18 protein-coding genes are annotated in these 26071 nt (G+C 47.0%); 12 read left to right on the top strand and 6 right to left on the bottom strand.

The features are described 5' to 3' along the window. Nucleotides 1-110 precede the first annotated feature (110 nt). On the bottom strand, nt 111-527 hold the full coding sequence (locus IDZ20_RS01140; protein WP_188149591.1) for a YidB family protein: 417 nt from the start codon (nt 525-527) through the stop codon (nt 111-113). A 326-nt stretch (nt 528-853) separates the two neighbouring features. After that, nucleotides 854-2767, bottom strand: coding sequence for a cellulase N-terminal Ig-like domain-containing protein (locus IDZ20_RS01145; protein ID WP_188149592.1), 1914 nt, complete (start codon nt 2765-2767; stop codon nt 854-856). A gap of 256 nt (nt 2768-3023) precedes the next feature. Between IDZ20_RS01145 and IDZ20_RS01150 the strand changes: the two genes are divergently transcribed. Both IDZ20_RS01150 and IDZ20_RS01155 read left to right on the top strand, forming a co-directional pair. Continuing rightward, nucleotides 3024-3713 carry a 2OG-Fe(II) oxygenase gene (locus tag IDZ20_RS01150; protein WP_188149593.1) on the top strand — a complete coding sequence of 230 codons (690 nt, stop codon included), beginning with the start codon at nt 3024-3026 and terminating at the stop codon, nt 3711-3713. Between the two features lie 234 nt (nt 3714-3947). Next, nucleotides 3948-5114, top strand: a complete 1167-nt coding sequence (locus tag IDZ20_RS01155) for an outer membrane protein assembly factor BamB family protein (RefSeq protein ID WP_188149594.1) — start codon at nt 3948-3950, stop codon at nt 5112-5114. Between the two features lie 78 nt (nt 5115-5192). Here the strand turns inward: IDZ20_RS01155 and IDZ20_RS01160 are convergent, their stop codons facing one another. Next, nucleotides 5193-5876 carry a hypothetical protein gene (locus IDZ20_RS01160; RefSeq protein WP_188149595.1) on the bottom strand — a complete coding sequence of 228 codons (684 nt, stop codon included), beginning with the start codon at nt 5874-5876 and terminating at the stop codon, nt 5193-5195. A 14-nt stretch (nt 5877-5890) separates the two neighbouring features. Beyond that, nucleotides 5891-6421 carry a hypothetical protein gene (locus tag IDZ20_RS01165; RefSeq protein WP_188149596.1) on the bottom strand — a complete coding sequence of 177 codons (531 nt, stop codon included), beginning with the start codon at nt 6419-6421 and terminating at the stop codon, nt 5891-5893. A 257-nt stretch (nt 6422-6678) separates the two neighbouring features. On the opposite strand from IDZ20_RS01165, the gene IDZ20_RS01170 reads away from it, so the two are divergent. Further along, complete coding sequence (locus IDZ20_RS01170) at nt 6679-8001, top strand: GGDEF domain-containing protein (RefSeq protein ID WP_188149597.1); 1323 nt, start codon at nt 6679-6681, stop codon at nt 7999-8001. Between the two features lie 68 nt (nt 8002-8069). Here the strand turns inward: IDZ20_RS01170 and IDZ20_RS01175 are convergent, their stop codons facing one another. Then, complete coding sequence (locus IDZ20_RS01175; protein ID WP_188149598.1) at nt 8070-9239, bottom strand: helix-turn-helix domain-containing protein; 1170 nt, start codon at nt 9237-9239, stop codon at nt 8070-8072. Nucleotides 9240-9478: 239 nt separating this feature from the next. On the opposite strand from IDZ20_RS01175, the gene IDZ20_RS01180 reads away from it, so the two are divergent. From IDZ20_RS01180 to IDZ20_RS01195, 4 genes are all read left to right on the top strand, one after another. Beyond that, the gene (locus tag IDZ20_RS01180; RefSeq protein ID WP_223144882.1) at nt 9479-11107 is read left to right on the top strand and encodes an alkaline phosphatase D family protein; all 1629 of its coding nucleotides are present in this window, start codon (nt 9479-9481) and stop codon (nt 11105-11107) included. 346 nt (nt 11108-11453) lie between these two features. After that, nucleotides 11454-12035 (top strand): IS5 family transposase, encoded by a 582-nt coding sequence (locus tag IDZ20_RS01185; protein ID WP_188149599.1) that lies wholly within the window; start codon nt 11454-11456, stop codon nt 12033-12035. A gap of 538 nt (nt 12036-12573) precedes the next feature. Next, the gene (gene lysM, locus IDZ20_RS01190) at nt 12574-13074 is read left to right on the top strand and encodes a peptidoglycan-binding protein LysM (protein ID WP_188149600.1); all 501 of its coding nucleotides are present in this window, start codon (nt 12574-12576) and stop codon (nt 13072-13074) included. A gap of 61 nt (nt 13075-13135) precedes the next feature. Further along, entirely contained in the window at nt 13136-13558 is a 423-nt protein-coding gene (locus tag IDZ20_RS01195; RefSeq protein ID WP_188149601.1) for a YidB family protein, read from the top strand. A gap of 113 nt (nt 13559-13671) precedes the next feature. On the opposite strand, the gene IDZ20_RS01200 is transcribed toward IDZ20_RS01195, so the two are convergent. Further along, nucleotides 13672-15711 carry a DNA topoisomerase III gene (locus tag IDZ20_RS01200; RefSeq protein WP_188149602.1) on the bottom strand — a complete coding sequence of 680 codons (2040 nt, stop codon included), beginning with the start codon at nt 15709-15711 and terminating at the stop codon, nt 13672-13674. A gap of 772 nt (nt 15712-16483) precedes the next feature. Between IDZ20_RS01200 and IDZ20_RS16460 the strand changes: the two genes are divergently transcribed. The 5 genes from IDZ20_RS16460 (at nt 16484) to IDZ20_RS01225 (ending at nt 25942) form a co-directional block, all read left to right on the top strand. Beyond that, nucleotides 16484-17659 (top strand): lytic polysaccharide monooxygenase, encoded by a 1176-nt coding sequence (locus IDZ20_RS16460; protein WP_425443399.1) that lies wholly within the window; start codon nt 16484-16486, stop codon nt 17657-17659. A 122-nt stretch (nt 17660-17781) separates the two neighbouring features. Continuing rightward, entirely contained in the window at nt 17782-18372 is a 591-nt protein-coding gene (locus IDZ20_RS01210; RefSeq protein WP_188149604.1) for a cellulose binding domain-containing protein, read from the top strand. 128 nt (nt 18373-18500) lie between these two features. After that, nucleotides 18501-20072: a fused MFS/spermidine synthase gene (locus IDZ20_RS01215; RefSeq protein WP_188149605.1), complete on the top strand. Its 1572-nt coding sequence runs from the start codon at nt 18501-18503 to the stop codon at nt 20070-20072. Between the two features lie 402 nt (nt 20073-20474). Beyond that, the gene (gene katG, locus IDZ20_RS01220) at nt 20475-22673 is read left to right on the top strand and encodes a catalase/peroxidase HPI (protein WP_188149606.1); all 2199 of its coding nucleotides are present in this window, start codon (nt 20475-20477) and stop codon (nt 22671-22673) included. 368 nt (nt 22674-23041) lie between these two features. After that, a complete protein-coding gene (locus IDZ20_RS01225) occupies nt 23042-25942 on the top strand; it encodes a sensor domain-containing protein (RefSeq protein WP_188149607.1) in 2901 nt (966 codons plus the stop codon). The last annotated feature ends 129 nt before the right edge of the window (nt 25943-26071 follow it).

Here is a 26071-nt window from a genome sequence, read left to right on the forward strand (position 1 = left end):
CAGTGATAAGTAATGGAAAGTAAACCATCTTGAGACTATGGCGCGATGCTGGAAGCCCGCGTTCGAATTGGGTTTGCTAGCCGAGAATACAAGAGCTGAATTAGGCTGAGTTAGTGCGAGCCGTTGCAGGTTAGTTTGCTTGCTTGGAACACCACTTCAGCACGCAGTGCACCGTGCTCGCTTGATTCGTCTACCAACATTGGCAGTGTGCGTGCTAGGCCCTGCATAATTGTAGATATGTCGAGTTTCAAGGCCTGTGCAAACTGTGAGATAGGGGCGTTGCCTAGTATCCCCAAAAGTTGTGAAGGCATAATTCGAGCGTTATCGCTGTTACCTAACCACGTGGCAACCACAAGCCCGAGGCCTTCTTGATTAAGCCGCGTTAAAAATAATTTTAAGTCGATATCATACCCATTATTTGGCAATAGCGAGGTAAGTTCGGAAGCTACTAAGGTGTGGTCTAACCCCTTTGCTTTTGGGCCAATTGTGCTTAGAAACAAAGAGGCGCAACGCGCTGCAATGCTCATACGATTTTCCTTAATTTAAAAGATGTGGTGAAACTACTTAGTGATCAGTTATTACACAATCCACTTTATCAGGTGCTGTGCAATAGCGTTGTAAAATGATGAAAAATCTTCGCATGGGGGGCTAACGCAGGTGCGATAAATTGGCACACTAGGCGTCCTAATCCGTATGGCTAGACGTTCGAGGTAAACGCTATTTAGGCGTCCCGTTGCTAGGGGTGAAATAGGACGCAATGGGGGCGGGCGCCGTGAGATAGGCCCAATAAAGCTGATAGCGTGTTGTTGAAAACGGGTAAAACCGCGCTGGCTTTACCCGTAACATTGGTGAGCTATTGGTTGTAGTGTGCTGCGGCAAGAATTTTCGGTGCAACTTCGGTAGCAAAGTAGGCTACTGGCACTAACGCTGCGTTAGCATCAATGGCAATTTCTCGAGACGACCAACCGGTGCCAGTAAGGGCGAACATTTTCATACCCGGCATGGAGCCAAACGCAGGCATAAAGGGATCGTTAGCGTTGGTCCAGTTATTGGCGCCGAGTACCATTTTTCCATTTTCGGTATCGGCAACTAGGCCATCGTGGGTGCGCGTTACCGCATGCTCAATGTGCGGGTAGTCGTCGCTGGTGTACATCGCTAGAGCAACGGCATTGGTGCCAGAAATTTGGTCCAGGACCCGCAGCACCGCGTTGGTGTAGGCGGCGGCCAACTTAAACTTGTTCTGAGCGAATGCGAGTTCTGCTGCGGCCATTACGATACGGGCGTCGTTGAGCTGCATGCGGTTCGATCCCCAACGAAAGTTGGTATCTATGTCATCTTTGTCGCCGGTCTTCCATTCATCTGATTTGACGTCGAAGGTAACGCCTGGGTAACCGACCTTTTGGTAATCGCGAACGTTGTCAGCGTAAGCGAAAACGGCCTGTTCGGCGCCGGTTAAGTCCATTCCGGCGGGACGATTACTGAGCAGCGATAGCGTGGCTTCCGTGGAAACGGCACCAAAAAAGAATTTATCCACACGCAGGTGATGCGGGTGAGTCTCCACCTGTTGCTGCAGTACTTGCTTGTCGGCTTTTAGGCCTAGTTTGTCGGCGGCGATATACAGTTCCACTAGTGCTGCGTAGTGATCGTCATTCAAGTTGTTGTCTTTCGGGTCGGCGCTGCCGCTGGCGCAGGGGTCTCGGTGAGAGCGCGGGTCACGCCACAAGCCATAGTTGTCATTGTTGGGGTAATAACCGCCTTCGCCACCAAAAGCTGTCCAATCGAGGCAAACTGGGTCTTGTTTTTCGGCATTGCGCAAAGCGGTTTTAGCGAGTTGATAATGCTTTTGTTGTTCGTCGTGGTTACCAAAGTTGGCGTGCAAGCGCGCCATCGCCGCTAGGGTACGAGCAACCGCATAGGTGGCTTTGGTTTCTGGTAGAGATATACATGGGCCGCTATCGCCCGCAGCGCCGGGGCAGCGGCCCCAAGTGGTGTTCGAAAAGGTTGCAAACTTTGCTACGGCGAGGGTTTCACCAGGGAAGATCGTTTTTTCCATGGCGCGGCTAAAATAGCGTAGCTCGTTATACACAGTTGCCATTCCTAAGCTATTACGGCTGTAGTAAGTGTTTACTTCTGGGTAGGTTTCTAGGAGGTTGATCAGGCTCCATTGTGCTTCTGCGGCGTTGACCGTGTAGTAGCCTTGGTCGCCGGCATCGGCAATAAAGTCGAGGGTTACGCTATGTGTGGACCAGTTGTTTACGGCGCGGTCAAACTTATCGCCAGCGCGGCGATGGTCTTTAAAGTAGTCAAAAAATTCGTATTTCAATTGGCCGTAGGGGTCGTTGCTAATACTAAAGCTCGGTGAGGTTTTGCCGTCTATTCGCAGGCTATAGTTGTCACCTTCAATTTGATATCGGCTGAAGTCGATTAGGAAAAAGCTATCGCCAGACGCGTAGTCGCCGACGCGCCGGTCGCGACTTTTACCCTTGGCGACAACCTTGCCGGTATTGTTGAGTAGCTGCCATTTTTTTGCACCTTTATCCGCGCTTAAGTAGACCGCTATTTTTTCTTGTTGTGGCAGGTATCCAGCGTAGTTGATGCGGAATAGGTTGTTGATTTGGCTGCCGTCGTCCCGTGGGTCAAGTGGCTTTTCGTTTTCGGCGTAGGCTCCGAAGGCACATACAAAAAGGCCTAGTGAGCAGGTGGCGGCTATGGCGGCAACAAAGTTTAGGGAAAACAAGCGTTGCAAGTGGGCAAAGGGGTTAAGCATAGAGGTGAGCCTTTCAATTAAGGGTTATCACGTTATTGTCATTATCGTGTCTAGGTTTATCGGGTAAGTATAGTGAATGACATGTGTGGCGGCGGTAAATAGAGATAGTTTTTGGTGATTTTTATAGTACTTCTGAGTAATATCCGCCGCACTCTGCGGTTGTGGTAGCGTTTGCTTTACTCCGCTTGGTTTCATATTTCACCCTATTTGGGTAAGGTCCAGCCTCTTCGCGGGCACCCGTCATTCGAGATATTTTGTGGAAGCCACTCATTTATTTGGCAATACCGGTTTAAGCCGTCATTCGAGTGATGGCGGGGCGAGCGATGAGCTCTTCGCGCGTATTGCCGACAACCTATTGGTGCAGGGCTACAGCGTAAATCCGCTGGCGCTGCCCATCGAATTAGCCGCCGAACTGCAGCAGCACTTGTGTGTTTTATCCGCTGAAAAGTTTAAGGCGGCTGGTGTTGGGCGAGAGTCCGAGCATATGCGCAATCGCTTTGTGCGCAGTGACGAAATTTGTTGGATAACGGGTGAGTCCGAGGTCGGTCGACAGTGGCTGGCCTGGGCTGAGCAACTGCAGACCTATTTAAATCGACGCCTACTGTTGGGCTTGTTTTCGTTTGAAAGTCATTTTGCGCACTATTCACCTGGTGACTACTACAAGCGCCATCTCGACAGCTTTAAAGGCGCCGCGAACCGTGTTTTGTCGGTAGTGGCCTACCTTAATAATACTTGGTTGCCAGACGAAGGCGGTGAGCTGGTTTTGTATAAAGATGAGCGCGACCTTGTGGGCTTAAAAGTTACCCCGGCATTTGGCACGTTAGTGGTGTTTTTAAGTGAAGAGTTTCCACACGAGGTGCTTCCAGCGACCCGCGATCGCTATTCTATTGCGGGATGGTACCGAGTAAATAGTTCGACTAGTGATCGCAGCGATCCTCCGCGCTAAGCCTCAAACCTTAACCAAAACCACATTAAACCATTCATCACTATGATCCATAGTGCTTATCCGTGAGCCCTGTGGCGGTTTTGCTGGCCTCTCTACTAGTTCTTGATTATCCAGCCGCACCTAGACAGTAGTTCGCTTCTATCTATTGGAACGCACAATTCCCTTAGTACCATCATTATCAAGCCTCAGCAGTAAAACCAACAACATCCCATAACAAAATAGCGAGGCGGTACTATGAAACGAACGATTCGATCTTGGTTGACAATACCACGGCGGCTAATGGCGCTATGTTTGAGTTTTGCATTAATCCTTGGTGCTCAGGTGGCAATTGCAACCACGCCGAACACCCTCTGGAGTTTTGCTACAGAGGGCGCAATTTGGGCATCGTCGACTACTGTTAAAGGCACGACTTATGTGGGGAGCACTGATGGCAGCTTGTACGCGTTAGATTCAGCCAGTGGTGAATTAAAGTGGTCGTTTGCCACCGAGGGCCCAATATATTCGAAGCCCAGCGTCAGTCGTAACGGGCTATATATCAATTCCGACGATGGCTATGTGTACAAGTTAAACCCTAAAACAGGCAAGTTATTGTGGCGCGCGAACATCAATCTTCATGAGGTGGTTGAGCGACTGCCCATATATGCCGACTGTTGTTCATGGGACTTCCACAGTTCGTCGCCAAGTGAGTATCACGGCAGTGTTTATGTTGGCAGTGGCGACCGACATTTTTACGCACTGAATGCTCGCAACGGTAAAGTGCAGTGGTCCTATGAAACGGGGGCTCAAGTGCGCTCCGATCCGCTAGTTACACGCAATCTGGTTGTATTTGCCGGTTTTGACGGCAAGGTTGTCGCGCTAAGTAAACACGGTCGTTTGGTGTGGGAGCATCAAACTGGCGGGCCGATTCCGTCTAGCCCGAAAGAGGTAAACGGCGTTGTGGTGATTGGTAGCCGAGATAGCAACCTCTATGGCCTTTCGCTCAAGGACGGTGCTGTAGTCTGGACCAAAACCTATGCCGGCGGTTCGTGGGTGGAATCATCGGCCACAGTTGTCAAGGATAAGGTGTATATCGGTTCTTCTGATTGGCGGGTGTCTATTGCATTAAACCCGATTGACGGTAGTTCCTACTGGGAAACCAACTCGCTTGATGGCGGTAACTTGGCGGCCCCAGCGGTTGGCTGCGATGCTGTCTATCAGTCCGTATTCGGTTACGACCCCACTTTTATGCCCGACGGTGGCATGGTGAAAATTAACCGCCATACCGGTGAGGTTGTGTGGACCTTGGTGATGCCAGACCTACCAGACTATGTTGGCCACGGCGCAACCGCTACGCCAGAGCTGTATATGGGCCACTTGCTGTTCGGTTCGTTAGATGGCACGTTTTACGCGCTAGAGCCCTAGCCCTGCGCCGGACGGAACCTATAGCTGCTAAAAACTAGGATCTAGCAACTCGCTGCTAGCGTCGTGTTAACACGGCTGCTAGCGGCTTAATAGCAATGTCAGTTGTTCGCCTTCTTTTTGCCACACCACATTGGGTAGACGTCGGCTAATCTCCGCTACCAGCGCCAATTCCGTGTGAGGTTCATTTGCTGTTTCATCCATTAGCAGTCGCAGCCGACAGGTATCTGTACGGCAGTCTACTTCGCTGAAGAGTACACTTGGGAAGTCGACATTATTTTCTACTGCTAGTTGGATTAAGCCCTCTTCAACATTTGCCCATTCCGAATCCCTATCTTCATTTTGGTAACGTACTATCGCCTTAGTGCGAACTTGGCGTGCAAACTCTGCTTCGTCTAGATCGGCGTTGTCTGCTACTGCGTACTGTAGCTCGTGGCTAGCAGTTTTATTGTCTATTAAATCATTGGCGGATGCCTGAGTGCTATTGGCAATTGGGTGCTGGTGATGTGTCGATTGTACGGCGTTGCTTGATTGCAGCTGACTAAGGAGTACGCGTATTTCAGCCAGTTCACGCTCTAACGCCGTGAGCTGGAGCTGGTTCTGTGCCGCTGCGGAGCGCAGTTCTAAATCGGCAGCAGTGGTTGATGTCGCGGCACCAGAAGACGTTGCTGGACGAAAATACCCCAGAGCGAACTGAGCGATAATCACCGCCCCCATGGTTACAATAAGTAGCCAATAGAGCGGTGATTTAGCGGTGAGAAGCATTGTTTTGACGCTCGCTATTCGTTGATGTCAACGCTAATACTGTGAACTTTTCCGCCATTTTTAGGCAGAACGCAGAACACCGTGATATGCCCTTCATAGCTGGTGCCAGCGACAGAGCCAAAGTCGATAATACGATTGCCGGTACCGCCGGAATAAGCCGTTTCGACTGCAACGGCCCCATCATAACGATTGCGATTAATCGCTTGGCACCACATGTCGCCGTCGGTATCAGTTACGGCCACTTCCAAATCGGCAATAGTGCCAGAACTGAAGCCATTGGCACGGGGAACAGGGCAATCGATATAGGCCCAGTTAGTAGTGCTTTGATTCCAGATGCCGCCGTATTGGTAGTGAATACCAGCGCCGTAGATTGAGTCTTTGTCGTATAGGCTTTCGCAAAGAGTGCCGCTAAAGATCTGTTTTGTGGCGGCCTCTGCGGTTGGTGCTATAGCGACCAAAATAGCGGTAACTATTGCAATAGTTGCGGTGATAGCCGCGGTGATAGAGCCTGAAACTTCGATAGTTCTGCGGGTTACGCTATCCATAACAATTTTCCTTTTGTTAATTACACGTTTTTAGATAAAGCGGGTTTTATAAGTAAAGCTTACCGGGAGGCGTTGCTAGCGTCTCACGAACCTAAGAGGCTAACAATTGGACTAAAGTCGGTAGCTAGACTTTAGTCGGTGTTGTAGCTCCAAACTCCTAGCGATTGATAATGGGCTACACTTGTTAGAAACGGGTGCGTGGCGTGATAAGCATCTTGCGGTGCAAGCCTATTTAACCCCTTTTAGCCGTATTGCTTATGACTATAAATACCAGCCGCTCGCTGCCGCGGTCTATCACCTCCATCGAGGCCGTGCTCGGCATGATGGCCTGCCTATCGGTGATACTTATCTTTATGCCGAAAGATTGGATGTCGCGGCATTGGGAGTTTATTCCCACCCAATATGCTGCCAGCCTCTCGGATGACAAATATTCTGGCGGCAACAGTAATGTCTCGTGGCTGGACCAAGAGCAGCAGCTGTGGAAGTGTGAATTAGCCGGCCAATACCGCAACCCCTACTGCAGTATGTTGCTCGATACCTTGAGCGATACTTGGAGTGGTCTGGATTTACGTGATTACAGCCAGATGACGATTTGGGGGAGCTACGAAGGTAACGCCGAGTTTGTACGTATCTATTTCCGCAATCGTCACGCTAACTACTATGTAGTCGGAGACCCGACATCGACTAAGTACAATATGGTCGAAATCCCCGTCGCGGAATTGCGCAATGGCATCACCGTCAATTTAAAAGATTTCAGTGTTGCGGATTGGTGGTTGGCACACCGAAAGATTGCGCTAAAAGATTCGCACCCAGAATTCAACGATATTATCTATGTGGAGGTGCAGACCGGCTCACAGGCGAGTGGCGGTATTCATAAGATACAACTCAAAAAAATCACCTTTAGGGGAAACCTTATTTCAGATGAAAATCTCTATAAAGGGGTAGTCCTACTCTGGTCTGTACTTATATTTTTACTATTGTTGTTTCGCTTTATACGCTTGAAGCTCGAACTCAATAGTAACCGCAGCTACCAACAAGAACTTATTTCCATTAATAGTTTTTTAAACTTACAAAACAAACAATTTGAAGATTTAGCGAAAACCGACCAGCTAACCGGATTGCTAAACAGAATAGGTATTCGCGATGCCTTATACGATGGGCTCTCAGATTTCAAAAGGTCTGGGACTTTGATGTCATTTATTCTGTGTGATATCGATCATTTCAAGCGAATTAACGACAGCTATGGGCATGATGTTGGCGACCAGATATTAAAGTCTGTAGCGGAGCTGTTTAAAAATAATTCACGCAGCTCAGACTTTCTTGCCCGCTGGGGCGGCGAGGAATTTATATTGGTGTGCCCCAACACTGACTTGCAGCAGGCCCAAGTGGTAGCTGAATTATTGCGCAAAAAATTGGATGCAAGCGAGCTACATCAGGAAGAAAAAATTACCGCTAGTTTTGGCGTAGCAACCATTGCTAAACCCGATCTCGATGGACTGTTCCGCTCGGCAGATCTAGCGCTCTATGAGGCTAAAGACGCCGGTCGTAACCAAGTGGTGTGTAAGGTGCAGGAGGTCTAGGGATTTAACTGGCATACAACCGGCGCCATCTATTATTGCGCAAAACCGTGCGAATGTTCACGCTGAATCTAATGTTGAGTATCAGCGGAAATTGACTGGCGGAATTCCGAAGGCGTAATACCCGCGTGTGTTTTGAAGGCGCGATTGAATGCGGCTTTACTGTTGAAGCCAGCAATTTCCATAATGTCGAGCAGGGTCGAACGCTTATGTTGTTCCGTTGCCATTAAGAGCTTGGCCTCTTCAATACGGTAGTCGTTAACATACTCTGCAAACGATTTACCGAATGATTGGTTGACGATTTGAGATAGCGTTTTGGCCGGAATCCCCACCAGCCTCGCTAGCTTATTTAGCGATAGTCCTTGGGTAAGAAAGGGTTTTTCAGTAATCATAAACGCCGAAAGCTTCTCGATATCTGAGCCGCTATAGCTGTGGCGTTCAGTAGCTCTACGCCGTTGAGCAATACCCAATACAAGTGTCGAATATCGAAGATTACAAAACACTAACCCCATGATTAAGAAAAACTTCCAATAGTTACCTAATAGGCCAGTTAATCCTGGGCGGATAGCGAACTTGATATTGAAATCCCAAAAATAGGTGAGTATCGTCACCATTAAATCCCACGCGTAAATAAATGCGAAACCGTAACTTAATACGTTTAGCCATATCACATTAGAATCTTTTAACTCGTCCTTTCCAATAGTCTCACGCTTGTAGTGAATGATTTCCCGTAGCGCGATAAGCGCAAACCCCAACCGCAAAAAGATGTCGCGGGCAATATAAATGCTTTGCATATACCAAGGGCCTACCCCTGGCCGCGGCTCGCTCTTTAGTAGCGATATTTGGTCTGGTGTGCTCAGTGCGTGATAGGTAAGTAATTGGTGTAAAACATAAAAACAAAATGGAATGAATAGCAATAAATGGCTTTTCTTCAGGGTGAAATCTTTGTATAGAAGTGAGCGTACATACAGCAGTAACAAAGGCCCTTCCAACCAATAGACCGATTCAATTATATAGAACGCACTTGGGATAGATTCAATAGCCGAGCGTCGAAATCCTCCACCAAAAGTAATAAGTAAGTTGATTGGAATTAACGCGTGGCACATGAGAAAAAGAGCGAGTAAAACTGTCGTTTCGGTTTTTTCGCGGGACGGTAAAAATAGCATGGCGGAAAAAACGACACACTGAAAAGTGGTAGTTAGAAGGACGAGATCGTGGAAGTTGAAAATTACATTATCCATGTCGTTCGCATTTCTGTTGGTTGTTGATCAATAAAGTTCTGATATTGGTGTTATAGCATGGCTCAATACCCGTCGCAATTAGACCGTTTATAGGTATGCCGGCTTCCTCGTTTAGAGATACGTCACCTAGCTGCCACAAACAAGACCGAATACTGCAACATACGCGGTTTAGATTTGACCCCTGCTGAGACGGGTATCTCGTGCCGTCCTAATTTAAATCAATTTAGTGGGGGTTCACAGTGACTACAGATAGTGATAAACGAAAGTTTCTAAAAACGGCCGGTACACTCTTGGGTGGCGCCGGCATTGCGGCCATGACACCTATAAAGGCATGGAGCATGGCGCCGGGCCTTATCACCTCCGAGTCATCCCGCCCGCAGTTACCCCAGGGAATACAATTTGGCGATGTAACGGCGTCTAAGGGCTTGGTATGGAGCCGTGCAGATCGTGCCTCACGTATGCTGGTGGAATATAGCTATGATGAGAATTTCTGGCGTAGCACCACCGTTCGCGGTCCCTATGCCCTAGAAAAAAATGATTTCACCGCACGGTTGGATCTGGCAAACCTTGTTCCCGATCGCGATGTATTTGTGCGGGTAAGTTTTCAGGATTTAGATAACGACCGAATACTCAGCGAGCCGGTGGAAGGCCATTTTGTTACTGCTCCCGTTTATCCTAGTCGCGATTTACACTTCCTTTGGTCTGGCGACACGGCTGGACAGGGTTACGGGATAAATCCAGAGTTTGGGGGCATGCGCATGTACGAAACCATGCGTCAGGAAAAGCCAGATTTCTTTATCCACAGTGGTGACAATATTTATGCTGACGGCCCGATTTCGGAATACCAGCAGGCGGAAGATGGCCTTATTTGGCACAACCTCGTTACCGAAGACGTTTCTAAAGTCGCTGAAACCCTGGCCGAATATCGTGGCCGTTACAAATACAATATGCTCGACCACAATGTTCGCGCGTTTAATGCCTCGGTTCCACAGATCTGGCAATGGGATGACCATGAGGTGGTAAATAACTGGTCAGACTCAAAAGATCTAAGTGGCGACGATCGCTACACGGAGAAAAATATTCAGCTATTAATCGCAAGGGGCTCAACCGCATTTATGGAATACGCCCCAATGCGACCTTTCAGTGCGAAAGAGCAAGATCGTGTATACCGTCATATCCCATACAGTTCATTGCTGGATATGTTTGTTATTGATATGCGTAGCTATCGTGGGCCAAACTCTGCCAATAATCAAACAGAGGCCAGTGACGAAACGCAGTTTTTTGGTGAGCAGCAATTAAATTGGTTGAAGCACAAACTATTGACATCGAAATCGGTTTGGAAGGTCGTCGCATCAGATATGCCAATCGGTTTAATGGTTCGAGACGGTGCTGAAAAATTTGAAAATATGGCCAATGGCGACGGCGAACCTATGGGGCGCGAGTTGGAAATGGCGAACCTGCTGCGGTTTATTAAAAAACATAAAATCAAAAATGTAGTCTGGTTGACTGCCGATGTGCACTACTGCGCAGCACATCACTACACACCAGAAAACGCGGTATTTAAAGATTTTAGTCCGTTTTGGGAGTTTGTGGCTGGTCCGATCAATGCGGGTAGCTTTGGCCCCAATGCTTTAGACAATACCTTTGGGCCTGAGGTAGTGTTTGAAAAATCGCCACCATCGGCAAACATGTCACCGATGGCGGGCTTTCAGTTTTATGGGGATGTGAAAATCGATAAATTCAGTAACGATATGACGGTAAGCTTAAAAGATATAGACGGCAATACAGTATATAGCAAAGAGCTTCAGCCCGAATTCGACCGCCACAGATTTGGTTGGGGCCCTGAAACTAAGCCTAATCGTTGGTAGTAGTTGTGAGCTAAATGTAGTTCGTAGAAATAACGATAACCAGTTGCGAACTGGTTATCGTTATAACAGCGTATCAAACCGCTTCCAAAATTCTAGCTTTGAAACACAAATCCCTCAAGCGAAATTCGGTATTCATCTCGCAGTTCAAGGTATCGCATACAATATTGAGTTGGGTAGTAACCTGATTGCTGGTAGTGCTGAAGTTTTGGGGGACCTCTGAAAAATAGCCAATATTTTCGATAATACGAGCCATTTCAAATCAGAGTAAACATTATGCCTCAGCTAAGTTTTTCAGTTGCCAAAGGTCAAGCAAAACGCAAACAAACCCGCAGGGAAAGATTTCTTCTTGATATGGATAAACTACTTCCCTGAAATGAGCTCGATAGTCCGCTATTACTCAAAATTACTGCGCGGACGCAAACCGTTCCCGCGTTCGAGCATGCTTCGCATTCACAGCAAGCAACTGTTTTACAATCTTATCCATCCGGCGATGGAAGACACGTCGTACGAAGTTGAATCCATGAGCTGCTTTTCCGGAATCAGTATCGATACTGTGCCTGACGAAACAACGATTTTAAATTTCGGCCACTTGCTCGAAAGGCGTAATCTCGGGAAGAAACAGTTTACCAAAATAAACAAACACCTTGTCAAAAAAGGCCTTTCCCTTGAGGAATGCGCGATTGTTGACGCCACCATTACTAGCGCTCCCACTCGACAAAAAAGTGAATCCCGGACACGCGACCACGAGATGCATCAAACTAAAAAGGGGAGCGAATCGCATTTTGGAATGAAAATGCGTATTGGTGTAGATGATACGTTTGGTGTAATCCACAGCTTGGGCACAACCTTCTCTAATATCCACGATATAAACCGAGTTCGACAATTACTGCATGGCAACGAAAAACGTATGTGGGCTGATGAAGGCTAGCTCGGGATAGGGAAACGAGACGAGTCTCAAGACCGAGTATATGACGGGGAAATACTGTGATTTTTTATTTATGGAAAAAACGGCTGGTTTTGTAGGTAGGTAAGCAAATCTAATCATTAGGCTCCTACGCGACAATGCTGCCATCATAAGCGCCGTAAATCCAAGTTTTTGTATAGGCTTGGCCGTGAAATTGAGAGTTTAAAAGCGTCCATTTAAAAGGGGCGATCTTATCTTGATGAGGCAAATCCATAATGCGCTGGCGGCCGCCTATAGGCTAATCGTGATTGATCGGGGTGTCTGTTCGCACTCCCCGTCAGAACTATACGGTGTAAAGCGTTAAGCACTGATTTCTGCAGGATATAAGAGCTTTGACCTAGAGTGGTTAATCTTATCGATAACAGAACAAAAGCCTCAAAAACTGGATTTATTGTTGCCACTTTCACCGAGAATGTTTATAAAATCGATGTTCCCTTTTTTGTGCGAACTTTGGCGCGTAAAAGGTCTTTATCTTAATTAAACTAAACTCTGAGGCAATATCATGGGACTTTTTTCGTTTGTAACCGACGCTGGTGGAGCACTGGGCAGTAGTATCTACGATATGCTGAACGATGATGAGGATATAAACAAACCTGCGACGATATCGCCAGAGCGTATGAGTGAGATTCGTACTAAAGGTATGCGCCAGGCGTTGGATGAGGAATTTGGTGACACCGTGAGTAACGTTGTCGTTGCGGTAAATGTCGATGCGGTTACCCTTACCGGCACTATCGCTGATCAGGAAACCTGTGAAAAAGTAACCTTGTCGGCTGGAAATCGTCATGGGATTACCTCGGTAGATTGTCAGATTGAAGTTGAACAAACTGCCCCAGAAGCGGTTTTCTACACGGTTAAACCCGGTGATTCACTGTCTAAAATTGCCAAGGAAGTCTACCAAAATGCCGGTAAGTACGGGCTAATATTTGAAGCTAACAAGCCTATGCTAACCGATCCTAATAAAATCTACCCAGGCCAAACGCTGCGTATTCCGCCGTTATCTTAAATTTACCTTGGGCTAGAAATACGCATAGCGATACAGACAGAAAAATATTGAGGATATAATCATGGACTTGTTAGATGTTGCAGCAAAACTCTTTATAAGCAAAATGGGATCGTCCGGAAGTGGTTTAGACGTATCCAAAGTGATCGGCGGCCTATCGGGATTATTACCGATGACCGATGGTAAGTTAGATTTGGGTTCTATCGTTGGGCTGCTCAGTAAAAACAAAAACCTAGCGTCGCTAGCCGCGTCTTGGCTTGGCGATGGTGGAAACTCCGCATTTTCACCCAGTGATGTTTTGGGGCTATTAGGTGAAAGTAAAGTTAAAGGCTTCGCACAATCACTAGGCTTAGATCAAGACGCCGCAACCGGCGGTTTAGCGCAAATGATTCCAGATTTGATCGATAGCAATAGTAAGGGTGGTGCACTCTTAGATATGGCAAAAGAATCGCTTGGGAAAAAATTGCTAAAAGGGTTCTTTTCTTAAGTTGAAGTGTTAATTGCCTTTTTCGACGCTAAAACAAGCGTTATAGCCTGTGAAAACCTCAGCTCTAACGGGTTGAGGTTTTTTATTGCCGGTAGATTTTGTGTTGAAATAATTCAGTTGGTTGCAGTTTTCTTTTTAGCTGCGGGACTGTTTTTAGAGTAGGGCTTCTTTTTAGCGGTCAATATCGGTTTTTTCCCGCGTGCTTTAAACGTTGGCGATTTCGCTTTTATGCCCTTAAGTGCGCTGGGCAATACGGCCTGACTTTGGCTGATAAGTTGGTAAAGGCTTGAGGTTAGTGGAGCCATAAAGTCTGTATAGCTGGCTTCCTTTTGACTTATGGCATTGAGTGTGGCCTCCCAGCGCGCGGTCATATCTGGTGTAGCTGCGCTGTTCGGGAGGCTTGCAATCAAACCTCGCGCGGCTTCGGTGGACTGAATTTGCTTACCAAAACGCACAAGAAAATTACGCTTAAATAACAAATCCAATATTCCCGCCCTAGTGGCTTCGGTGCCCAAACCATCGGTTTCCTTCAATATTTTACGAACCGCTGGGTCGTGAACATAACGCGCGATACCGGTCATGGCCGCGAGTAAGCTTGCATCGGTAAAACGTTTCGGTGGCTGGGTAGCTTTCTCCAATAGCTCTCCGTGAGAGCAGTGCAGTGTATCGCCATGTTTGAGAGCGGGAAGATGGGTTGTGCTGAATTCTTCTTCGCTGTTTATAGCTGAATTTTTATTTCCACTTTTTGCGGCGTTAGGAGCTTTTTGCCCTGCAACTTTGTCGGTGGAGCGATTAGACTCGAACAGTGCCTTCCAGCCGAGTTTGCGCGTAACACGTGCCTTGGCTACAAACACTCCGCCGCTAATTTGTAGGTTTAGGGTTGTTTCACTGTATTCCCACTTGGGGTAAAACTGAGCGATATATTGGCGGGCGATCAATTCGTAGATGGTCGTTTCCTGCGGACTTATACCAGTACCGGCTTTTTTGAGCGTCGGGATAATCGCATGGTGTGCGTCGACCTTACTGTTGTTCCAGGCTCTAGATTTAAGTTTGGTATTCGCCGTTTGCACTGCCGAGGTTAATGACGAGCTATTGGCTTCGATTGCAGCCAGAACCTGTTGTGCTTGAAGATAATGTTCAGTTGGTAAATAGCGGCTATCGGAGCGAGGGTAGGTAATTAGCTTGTGGCGTTCGTATAGCGTTTGACAAAGGTCGAGGGTTTGCTTGGGGCTATAGCCGAAGCGTTTTGCAGCATCTATTTGTAGCGATGAAAGGTTGTAAGGTAGTGCTGCGGCTTGACTCTTCTTCACTTCGGTTAAAGAGGTCACCGTTGCGGGGCTATCGGCAATACGCGCTATGACATTGTTGGCCAGTGCTTTATTCAATACCCGCCCGTCGGAATCCATATAGGGTTGGCAGGCGTCGCTCGGTTGCCAGCGCGCGCAAAAATGTTCTCCGGATGCTGTTTCTAGGTGGGCATCCACTTGATAGTAAGGTTTGGGGACAAAACACTCAATTTCGCGGTCGCGGTGTACCACTAGCCCCAATATTGGTGTTTGAACACGGCCAACTGAGAGCAGCCCTTGGTAGCCAACCTTACGCCCCTGTAGGGTGTAGGCGCGGGTCATGTTAATACCGTACAGCCAATCGGCTCTAGAGCGAGCCAGCGCCGAGCGTGATAGTGAGGCGAAGTCGCTATTGGGCCGCAATTGATTTAACGCTCGAGATACCGCGGCGACGTTCATGTCGCTAATAAGGCAGCGTTGGACTGTTGCGCGTTTGGCGCGACTGACGCCGAGAAAATCAATAACCTGATCGACAAGTAGTTGTCCTTCACGGTCGGGATCTCCAGCGTGTACCAATGTGTCTGCCTCTCCTACCCATTTTCGCAATACGCTCAATTGCTTGCCGGTGCTAGCTTTGGGTTTTAGCTGCCACTGCTCTGGAACTATGGGCAAGTGTTCGAGACGCCATTGTTTATAAGCGCTGTTATAGGCTTCCGGTTCCGCTTGTTCGAGCAGGTGGCCTATACACCAGCTGACTACGTCGCCGTTGCCGACGCGAATAAACCCTTCGCCGCGTTGATGTGGCTTAGGTAGTGCATCGGCAATAGCGCGACCTAGACTCGGCTTTTCAGCGATATAGAGTTTCATTGCGCTAGAATACTGTTTTTAAATACAGTAGTCCATAGTGTGATAATTAAATCAATCGCAGCGATTAACATAATCTACATGGCTAGTGCGCAGGTAATGCTATATCTTGCTAGACGGCAATTTCGCTGGCTGAGCGCTGGTGATGTTCTTTTTAGTTAAGAACATAGTTAAAAACAAAGTTAAAAATGCCCCAAGATCAACAGCGACCTATACTAATATAAAATATAGATGCCGGTTACATATAGCGCAGTGAAATTAGGGTGTCGCTTTAAGTGTGTGAGGATCATTTATGCGCCATTATTATTTTATTGAATGGTCGCCCTGTTGATTTTTTGAACGCTTTGGACAGATACTTACAGATTAATTCTGGTTGCTACTCGTTTTGGATAACCCTCAAAAATAATTAAATAAAAATCGGGGCGTATCGGAGCTAGGCGATTAAAGCAATTACCGAATCACTTAATTTACAGTTTCTGCTCAAGCGCGGGCTTACGTGCTTGAATTTGTGTGTTTGTCGCCCTTTGGTTTCAGGCGCATATTTGTTTCTCAGCTGTCCACAAATAAGAAAAAGATAGCGAGATACAAGGCAGCATGGTCTACATCGGCTCTCTTTTAAGAGGTTCGTACAACGACCATCAGGACCAGGCCATGTTTTGGCCTGCTTTCAGGGAATAAGCAACCTAATCACTTAAAACAAGAAAGGATAATCAACATGTTTGCTTCCAGAGTATTAAAAACTACGGCTGCACTTGCCCTGCTAGGTTATGCCGGCATGGCTTTCAGCCACGGATACATTGAGTCTCCCCCATCGCGTCAGCAGCATTGTGGCGTAGAAGTAAAGCCGGATAACCGGTCTAGTAACAAGTGTGATGATGCGTTTGATAGCTACGGTGGTCAAAGCTCGCATTGGTACAACTTCATGAGCGTTGTTGCTCACAATGAAGGCCGCAAAGTTGTAAAAAGTACAACCAACGTGTGTGGTTTTGACGGTGAAAACTTTAACCCAGCACCTTGGGATACCGCCGCAAATTGGCCAACGTCCTCAATGAGTGGCGGCAACCAGACTTTCACTTGGAACATCACTAATGGTCCACACTTTAGCGATACCAAAGAACTCGTTTTTTGGATTACTAAGCCTGGCTTTAGTTTTGATGAAAACCGTGTACTGACTTGGGCTGATTTCGAAGACCAGCCTTTCTGTGATCGTCAGGTTGGTAGTATCTCAATGAATGAAGGTGCTGGCCTGTTGTCTGCAACCTGTAATGTGCCTAGCCGTTCAGGTCGTCACGTTATTTATGGTGAGTGGGGCCGTGATCCAGCGACCTACGAGCGCTTCTTTAGCTGTGTTGACGTAACCTTTGGTGGTGGCGGTAATACTTCTAGCTCGTCTTCAAGCAGCAGCTCTTCTTCAAGCAGCAGTTCGTCTTCAAGCAGCAGCTCGTCTTCAAGTAGCTCGTCTTCAAGTAGCTCGTCTTCTAGCAGCTCATCTTCATCGTCTAGCTCTTCCAGTACTTCTGGCGGAACTTGTACCGAGCAGTGTAAATGGTATCAAGACGACCCACGTCCACTATGTCAAAACCAAGCTAGCGGTTGGGGCTACGAGAATGGCCAAAGCTGTATCGGTCGCACTACTTGTGAAAGCCAGAGCGGTAGCGGTGGCGTGATTAGCTCTTGTGGTACTAGCAGCTCAAGCTCGTCTAGCTCAAGCAGTTCTTCTAGTTCTAGCAGCTCAAGCTCGTCTAGCTCAAGCAGTTCTTCTAGTTCTAGCAGCTCAAGCTCGTCTAGCTCAAGCAGTTCTTCAAGCTCGTCTTCTAGCACTAGTGGCGGTTCCGGTGGAACTTGTAGCTGGTACGGTTGGAACGTTGCTATTTGTCAAAATACCTCTAGCGGTTGGGGTAATGAAAACAACCAAACTTGTGTTTCTCAAGCCGCTTGTGATTCGCAGTAATTGGATTGTCTAACGTGTCGTAAAGATGCGATTAAACACTTTAAGTGTTAACTTACTAACCCAGCTTCGGCTGGGTTAGTTTCTTATGGAATCGCTTAACTTAAATTTTCTCGGTAACCGTTATGTCGAAAATTTCAATAAAAGCTCGGTGGACTTTTGTTCTTGTTGCTCTAGTACTCGCGGCCATTTTTACTTCTTACATTTTTTCGAAACAGCCTGAGCCTGTATCCGCTGTCCCTGTCGTCTCGGTAACCCCACCTATAAAAAAGCCATTGCAAGAAAAGCCTTCTTTACCCATTGAAAAACCCATTCAAAAGTTTGTAATTACCCAGTCAAATGTTGTCGATTCACCACAAGAAGCTGAATTGACAGAAGAAATCGAAGACGAAATTATCGAAAAGAAAAAATTTGTGCTGTGTGAGCATATTATATCTGGCGTAAGTCAATATGAGTTTACCGGTGAAATCCGTATGACCAATAAAGGGTCGGAGTCTATTAACGGCTGGACTGTACACTGGGAATACGAAGATGGTGCGACCATTTTCGAATCAACCGATGTGGCGCTTAGTGGTAATAACCCATACACAGGCGAATACTTATCGTGGAATACCGAAATCGCTCCCGGTAAAACTGTTAAGTTTTCATTTTCAGGATTAAAGGGTGATGAAAACGCACCACTCGGTGTAAGAGTTAGCGGCGAGTTCTGTATGTAAGTATTCTGTAGATAAGACTAAGGCCTCGGCAAGTTTAGATCCAAAGTTCTAAATTGGGGGGTATAACATTAGGCGCGACCAATACACATAATAAATAATAAATTCACTTAATCGCTTTGGGTCAGGAAATGAAAAATAAAACTAAACAACCGACATCTCGACAACACCAGCCTTTAGATAAACTCGTTTTTTACGGCACGGTAGTGATTACCGGTGCGGCTGTGATGATGGTTGAACTTTTGGGTACACGAATTATCGGACCTTTTTATGGTGTAAGCCTTATCGTGTGGTCATCTCTATTGTCGGTGAGTTTGTTGGCCCTATCTATGGGCTACTATGTAGGCGGCTATTGCGCCGATAAAATTACTTACTGGCGCTTGCCTCATGCCGTTATCTCGGCGGCTATTTTAATCGCGGTGATCCCCTTAATAAGTAAGCCCGTTCAATTGATGTTTGATGGTTTAGGTTTGCGTTTGGGAGCCCTTGCTAGTGCCTTCGTATTGTTTACGCCGTCGCTACTTTTTTTAGGTATGGCTGGCCCTTTCGTTATTCGTATGGCGACAGACCGTTTAGAAAATGTAGGCTCCACCGCGGGTAACGTCTACGCCATTAGTACCGTCGGTAGTGTGGTAGGGACTCTAATGTTGGGTTTTTATCTATTACCGTTATATGGAACGCATACTATTCTGTTGGTTTTGGCGCTGGTACTGCTTTGTCTTGCCGTTGCTTTATCGCTTTATGAAAAGTCATTTATGACGACTAAGTACCCTGCGATGAAATGGGCTGGAGTGTCTGTGGTGTTGATTGCGGTATTAGCTTGGCAGATGTTTAGCGGTGGCCGTAATACCAAAGATGATAACTACCAAGTGCTGTTCGAACAGGAAACTCACTATGGCTGGGTGCGCGTTGTACAGCAGCAGGATAATGATATTCGCTGGCTGATGTCTGACGCTTCCACTATAGGTGCAGAGTATGTACCCACGGGAGTTGGTTTGTTGGGGTATCAGACCGTTGTACGTTTACTTCCGTGGTTCAATCCCAATGGAAAAAAAGGCCTATTAATTGGCTTGGGTGCGGGCCATTTGGTGAACGATCTCGCAAACTACGGGGTAGCAACCGATGCTATCGAAATTGATCCTGCGGTGGCCTATGCGGCGAACAAGTACTTTAACTTCAAGCCTACGGGGAAAGTTATTGTTGGTGATGCCCGCTATCAAGTTAGGCAGCTAAACGAAACCTACGACCTAATTATTCACGACTGTTTTACCGGCGGCTCTGAGCCCATTCATTTGCTTAGTGAAGAAATGATGCTAGAGCTGAAAGCTAAGCTTAATCCCGGAGGTGTGTTGGCGGTTAATTTTGTTGGCTTTACCGATGCGGAGCGCTTGACCCCAGTGAAATCTGTCGCACGAACATTGGATTCGGTTTTTGCCCACCGCAAAACTTATGTACGTACCCCCGGAGAAGAGTTTAGTGACTACGTATTTGTTGTATCCGATACCGAATTAAATTCCGGCCAGCACCCAAATTCACAGCAGCCACATCAATGGCTGTCGGAGCGAGAGGTAGCTATATCGGGAGTGGGGGGCGAGTTGATAACCGATGATTACAATCCGCTTGAGTATCTGCAAATTGCAAAGGCTGAGCACTATCGTAATGTCTTGATCGACCGAGTGGGTGAGTCCGTACTGTTTCGTTAAGCTTTAAATTCACGTTTTGGGGAGGCTTATCTGTCATCCCTAGGCGCCCCAGCTTTGGTCTATAACGTCGCCAGTCGCTCTAGATAGTCACTTTAGATACCAACTGTTACTTTATAACTTAATTTTTTGACCCAACTGCCCCCCTTTAATCTAAGGCGGTCGTTTAGGCGCCGTAATCGCTGTATTCCCCGCCGAAGTTTCAATTTTTAGCCTATCATTACGCCGTATCAAGCTAACCAGAAAGGCGACTCCGCTTGCTGGTGATCCAAAAAAAGCTATTGGCCGTATCTATAATATTGATTTTCCCTATTCAGGGGGAGCGCATATTATCTCCTTGTAGCGTATTTAAACAACTGCTCAAAACATTTCCTGCCAAATACTCGTGTAAACCGGAGCCTTATAATGGAAACCAATAACTCATCGACTGGAAAATGCCCTGTAATGCATGGCGGAAACACCCGTATGGGTGGAAAAGCCACTAAGAATATGGATTGGTGGCCGAATCAATTGAATTTAAAAATTCTCCACCAGAACGATCGTAAGTCGAACCCGCTAGGTGAAGACTTTAACTATGCCGACGCATTTAATTCGTTGGATTTAGCGCAGGTTAAGAAAGACATTGAAGCCTTGCTGACCGACTCCCAAGATTGGTGGCCAGCAGATTACGGTCACTACGGGCCATTTATGATTCGTATGGCGTGGCACGCCGCTGGCACTTACCGCACGGCAGACGGCCGTGGTGGCGCATCGACTGGCAACCAACGTTTTGCCCCGCTCAACAGCTGGCCGGATAATGGTAACCTCGATAAGGCACGTCGTCTGCTATGGCCGGTGAAGAAAAAATATGGCAACAGCCTCTCCTGGGCTGATCTGTTTGTACTAACTGGAAACGTTGCGATCGAATCAATGGGGTTAAAAACCTTTGGGTTTGGGGGTGGACGCGAGGATATCTGGGAGCCTGAAGAAGATGTTTATTGGGGCGCTGAAGACGAGTGGTTGGGAAACACCCGCTACAGCGGTGAACGAGATTTGGAAAACCCACTTGCTGCCGTTCAAATGGGGCTTATATACGTAAACCCAGAAGGCCCGGATGGCAACCCAGACCCAGTTGCATCAGCCAAAGATATTCGCGAGACCTTTGCGAGAATGGCGATGAACGACTACGAAACCGTCGCCCTAACAGCCGGTGGCCACACTTTTGGTAAGGCGCACGGTGCAGGTGATGCTGCCTTGGTTGGTCCAGAGCCGGAAGCAGCACCAATAGAAGAGATGGGCCTAGGCTGGATTAGCACCTACGCAAGTGGTAAAGGTAGAGACGCGATTACCAGTGGTATTGAAGGCGCTTGGACGCCTACACCAACCCAGTGGGATAACAGCTATTTTGACGTACTTTTCGGTTACGATTGGGAGCTGGTAAAGAGTCCGGCCGGCGCACAGCAGTGGGCGGCGAAAAACCTTGCCGAAAAAGATCACGCACCGGATGCGGAAGACGCATCCAAGCCGGTTGGTATTATGATGACTACCGCCGATATGGCCATGCGTGAAGACCCAGAATACCGCAAAATATCACAACACTTCCGGGACAACCCAGACGAGTTTGCCGATGCATTTGCGCGTGCTTGGTTCAAGCTTACTCACCGAGATATGGGGCCAAAATCGCGCTACCAAGGGGCAGATGTACCGCGTGAAGATCTGATTTGGCAAGACCCTGTGCCTGCGGTGGATGGCGATTTAATTGACCAGAAAGATATTGCCGGCTTAAAGCAGGCTGTATTGAGTTCCGGTTTAACGGTATCCGAGTTGGTGTATACAGCCTGGTCGTCGGCCTCCACCTTCCGCGGATCTGATCACCGTGGCGGCGCCAACGGCGCGCGTATCCGCTTAGCGCCGCAAAAAGACTGGGATGTAAACCAGCCACAGCAACTACAAAAAGTCCTAGGTGCGTTAGAGTCCATTCAGCAGAAGTTCAACGGTGCGCAGTCTGGTAACAAAGTGGTCTCGCTGTCAGATCTCATCGTGCTAGGTGGCGTTGCAGCGGTGGAAAAGGCTGCGAAAGATGCAGGCCACAACGTCGATGTACCGTTTACACCAGGTCGAACAGATGCCTCGGATAGTCAAACCGATGCCGAGTCGTTTGACGTGTTGGAGCCAATTGCCGATGGCTTCCGCAACTATGCAAAAAAAGCCTACACCATTTCGGCGGAAGAGCTGTTATTAGACCGCGCTCAACTACTCACGCTTACCGCGCCAGAAATGACAGTACTGATAGGCGGAATGCGAGTGTTAAATGCGAACGTTAATAACTCGCAGCAGGGCGTGTTTACCAAAACACCGGGCGTGCTAACCAATGACTTTTTTGTGAACCTTGTAGATATGGATACCCAATGGGTGCCAACCTCGAGTAACGCAGAGGCATTTGAAGGCCGTGATCGCAAAACAGGTAAAATTAAGTGGACAGCAACCCGTGTAGATTTAGTGTTCGGTTCAAATTCTCAATTACGAGCACTGACCGAAGTCTATGCCTGCGATGATGCAAAACAAAAATTTGTCGCTGATTTTGTCAAGGCGTGGACAAAAATTATGCATGCCGATATGGCTTAATTCACCGAGCAAGCGAAAATCCAACTAAAAGGGCGCCTAAATATAGGCGCCCTTTTTTTATTACCGTATATGCGATGCCTTGTATTTTGTCGCTTAGATCAGCCTTTTCGAAGCCAGATATATAGGCTGGAAGAAACCATGCCAACTAGTATTCAAAACATGTAACCATTAAAGTATCTAGACCGACATAGCCTAACGAAAGACCGTCGAAGCGAAGCTATTTGAACTATATTTCGCTAAAGGGGAATCTGTGTGCTGTGGGGGCAGAAAATATTTAGAGTAGTAGCTAAAGAACTACCCCGAAGGGAATGTAGAAAATAATTAGTTGAACCTTACCAAAAGGTAAAAAGCAAAAGGGACGGATATCTGTGCGGCCAACCAAACCTAAGGCAAACACTAGCAGCAACAAAGTGCCTGCATTACAGGGTACTGACTCAGCAATTGTCGAGGAGAGCGTAGTATTGCTATCTGAATGCGGCGACATTATCGATATCAATACCGCTGGCCTAAAAGTTTTTGACGCCGAGTCACTAGGTAAGATAAAAGTCAAAAAACTTAGCTACTATATCTCCCTTGCAGACCAAACTACCTTCGCTCGTTTAATCGAAAAGGCACGCACTGGAATCGCTGGATCTGCAAATGTAAACCTGACGTCCCTGAAAGAATATTCTCGCTATATCACACTTACCGTTACATCCTTAAAAAACTATATAAACGAGCCTGAGTATCTGTTATGTGTCTTTCGTGGCTGCAGTCATCGACGCGCGGATCGCCATAACCTGTTGGGATACAAAGCCCAATTTACGGAGGTACAAAGCCGAGCAAAACTGGGGAGTTGGCAGCGCAACCTTGTAACTGGTCAGGCGCATTGGTCGGCGGAAATGTACCGCATTTTTGGTGTGGATCCTATTGATGGGCCGCCGCTATTTGAGGCGTTGGCCCAGCGAGTACATCCAGAAGATAGAGAGCGATTTGTCTATCTACATGATCTCTACATACGCGAAGGAACGGATTATCAAGTGGATGTCCGGCTAATCGTAAATGGCAGCGACCAATCTTGGATAGATGCACGTAGTGAAACGGTGCGCGACGATAACGGGAAAGCTATATTGTTGCGGGGGGCTGCGCAAGATATTACGGCAAGAAAATTATTTGAAGAAGAAATTCTTGTTAGAGGTGAGCTGCTTGCGGAGTCACAATCTCGCGCAAAAATGGGCAGTTGGCGCTTTGATAGAAAAACTAAGAAAGTATCTGCATCAAAGGAAATGTTTCGATTAGTTGAGCAGAACCCCAATACAAAATATCTAGATATAAAAGAATTTATTAAGCAGGTTCACTCAGATGATAAACGCAAACTATTCAGTCATTTCAAAAAATTAAAAGAGAGTGTGGGAAGCTGGACGATAACTATAAGGTTCATACTGAACGATGGCAGCACCCGTTGGCTGGAAGGGTTTGAGGAAAGCTTGCTGGATGCAAACGGCGACCTAGGTGGAGTTGTTGGTACATTGCAGGATGTAACGGAACTGAGGCTTGCTCAACAAAAACTCGATGAGACGCGCAGCCTTTTGGAGGCAAGCCAATCGATTGCCAAGCTAGGTGGTTGGGAAATTGATTTGCGTACCATGGACGTTATATGTACCGACGAGGTTTTCAGGATTCTCGAAACAACCAGAGAGGAATATAAGCCGTCACTAGAAGGTGGCCTAGGTAACTACACTCCAAGTGATAGGGATAGACTCGAAGTCTTGTATCGAGATGCCCTTAAAAATGGCAGTGGATTTGATGTTGAGCTAGGAGCCGTTACCAAAAAAGGCAATAAAATAAATGTACGTTTGACCTGTCAGGTCACTTATGAAAATGGAGTGCCGGCAAAGCTAACCGGAATATATCAAGATATTAGCGAGCAAAAATCGGTGCAGGTCCTATTGGAATCGGTTAACGATGAGCTAGCAAAAAAAAATAGAACCTTAGAAAAGTTGGCAAATTACGACGCGTTAACCCAGCTCCCAAATCGCGTATTGTTAGCCGACCGGCTGGAGCAAGCAATTGCGCAGTGTCAGCGCCGACAAAGTTCTGTAGCGGTAGCATTTTTAGATCTCGATGGCTTTAAAGAGATTAACGACAGGTACGGTCATGCGGTTGGTGATAAGTTTTTAGTAGAGATTTCGAAAAAAATGAAGAGTACATTACGTGAAAGCGATACGTTTTCACGTATTGGCGGTGATGAGTTCGTTGCTGTGATTACCGATGTGGAAGTAGGGCTTGATTGCGAAGCGATGATACACCGGTTGCTTGAAGCTGCGGCTAACCCTATTGTCCTACAAGGGCATAAGCTTGCGGTAACGGCCAGCATTGGTGTCACGGTATTTCCTCATGATAATGTTGATGCAGAGCAATTGTTAAGGCATGCAGACCAAGCTATGTATTTGGCTAAACAAGAGGGCAAGAATCAATGCCATCTTTTTGATGTGCTAAACGATACAACTATAAAACAACAAATTGTAGAGTTAGATAAAATACGAGATGCACTTAAGCGCGATGAATTTGTTTTGTACTACCAACCAAAAGTGAATTCGGCGTCGCGCGATGTTATCGGCGTTGAAGCGCTGATTCGCTGGCACCATCCGACACTTGGACTAGTGCCGCCGGCGGACTTTTTGCCCAAAATACAAAATCATATTTTTAGCGTCACCCTTGGTGAATGGGTTATATCAACTGCAATTAATCAGCTGGAGAAATGGCAGAGTGTAGGTGTAAAAACTAACGTTAGCGTTAACATAGACGCAATTCATCTACAGCAGCAAAATTTCCATCAAAGTCTTCAAAAAATATTATCTGAACACCCAAATTTTTCGCCGCAACGTCTTGAGTTAGAAATATTGGAAACCTGTGCAATTGATGATATTGAAAAAGTTTCTGAGGTCATCCGCCAAGTGAAATCGCTCGGCGTGACCTTTGCGTTAGATGATTTCGGCACCGGCTATTCGTCGCTTAGTTACCTAAAAAAATTACATGTCGAAACGATTAAAATAGACCAGAGCTTTATCCGTGACATGCTGGTAGACCCAGAAGATCTTTCCATCGTAAAGGGCGTGATTGGCATAGCCCACGCGTTTCGCCGTCAAGTGATTGCCGAGGGTGTGGAAACTGTTGAGCATTGTAAAGTGCTAGGCGAAATTGGCTGTGATCTTGTTCAGGGTTATGGCATAGCGAAACCTATGCCGGCAGAGGAGTTTTGTGATTGGGTCGCAGAATGGCGGTGCTAGACATTTAACTGTTTGTCTAGCACGTACTTAACTGACCTCTCAACAATAAATACAGGCCATCCACTAGTGATGGTGATAATTTAAATAAGGCGTTTGACTTTTTGAAATATGGATGTTAATTTTTGCGCC

The sequence above is a fragment of the Teredinibacter waterburyi genome (assembly GCF_001922985.1).
In the GTDB taxonomy this organism is placed as follows: domain Bacteria; phylum Pseudomonadota; class Gammaproteobacteria; order Pseudomonadales; family Cellvibrionaceae; genus Teredinibacter; species Teredinibacter waterburyi.

What these genes read in the sequence shown, in the direction of transcription:
- IDZ20_RS01140 (WP_188149591.1), bottom strand. Translation starts at nt 527, where the DNA reads ATGAGCATTGCAGCGCGTTGCGCCTCTTTGTTTCTAAGCACAATTGGC.
- lysM (WP_188149600.1), top strand. Translation starts at nt 12,574, where the DNA reads ATGGGACTTTTTTCGTTTGTAACCGACGCTGGTGGAGCACTGGGCAGT.
- IDZ20_RS01155 (WP_188149594.1), top strand. Translation starts at nt 3,948, where the DNA reads ATGAAACGAACGATTCGATCTTGGTTGACAATACCACGGCGGCTAATG.
- katG (WP_188149606.1), top strand. Translation starts at nt 20,475, where the DNA reads ATGGAAACCAATAACTCATCGACTGGAAAATGCCCTGTAATGCATGGC.
- IDZ20_RS16460 (WP_425443399.1), top strand. Translation starts at nt 16,484, where the DNA reads ATGGCTTTCAGCCACGGATACATTGAGTCTCCCCCATCGCGTCAGCAG.
- IDZ20_RS01195 (WP_188149601.1), top strand. Translation starts at nt 13,136, where the DNA reads ATGGACTTGTTAGATGTTGCAGCAAAACTCTTTATAAGCAAAATGGGA.
- IDZ20_RS01175 (WP_188149598.1), bottom strand. Translation starts at nt 9,239, where the DNA reads ATGGATAATGTAATTTTCAACTTCCACGATCTCGTCCTTCTAACTACC.
- IDZ20_RS01215 (WP_188149605.1), top strand. Translation starts at nt 18,501, where the DNA reads ATGAAAAATAAAACTAAACAACCGACATCTCGACAACACCAGCCTTTA.
- IDZ20_RS01210 (WP_188149604.1), top strand. Translation starts at nt 17,782, where the DNA reads ATGTCGAAAATTTCAATAAAAGCTCGGTGGACTTTTGTTCTTGTTGCT.
- IDZ20_RS01165 (WP_188149596.1), bottom strand. Translation starts at nt 6,421, where the DNA reads ATGGATAGCGTAACCCGCAGAACTATCGAAGTTTCAGGCTCTATCACC.
- IDZ20_RS01170 (WP_188149597.1), top strand. Translation starts at nt 6,679, where the DNA reads ATGACTATAAATACCAGCCGCTCGCTGCCGCGGTCTATCACCTCCATC.
- IDZ20_RS01160 (WP_188149595.1), bottom strand. Translation starts at nt 5,876, where the DNA reads ATGCTTCTCACCGCTAAATCACCGCTCTATTGGCTACTTATTGTAACC.
- IDZ20_RS01145 (WP_188149592.1), bottom strand. Translation starts at nt 2,767, where the DNA reads ATGCTTAACCCCTTTGCCCACTTGCAACGCTTGTTTTCCCTAAACTTT.
- IDZ20_RS01200 (WP_188149602.1), bottom strand. Translation starts at nt 15,711, where the DNA reads ATGAAACTCTATATCGCTGAAAAGCCGAGTCTAGGTCGCGCTATTGCC.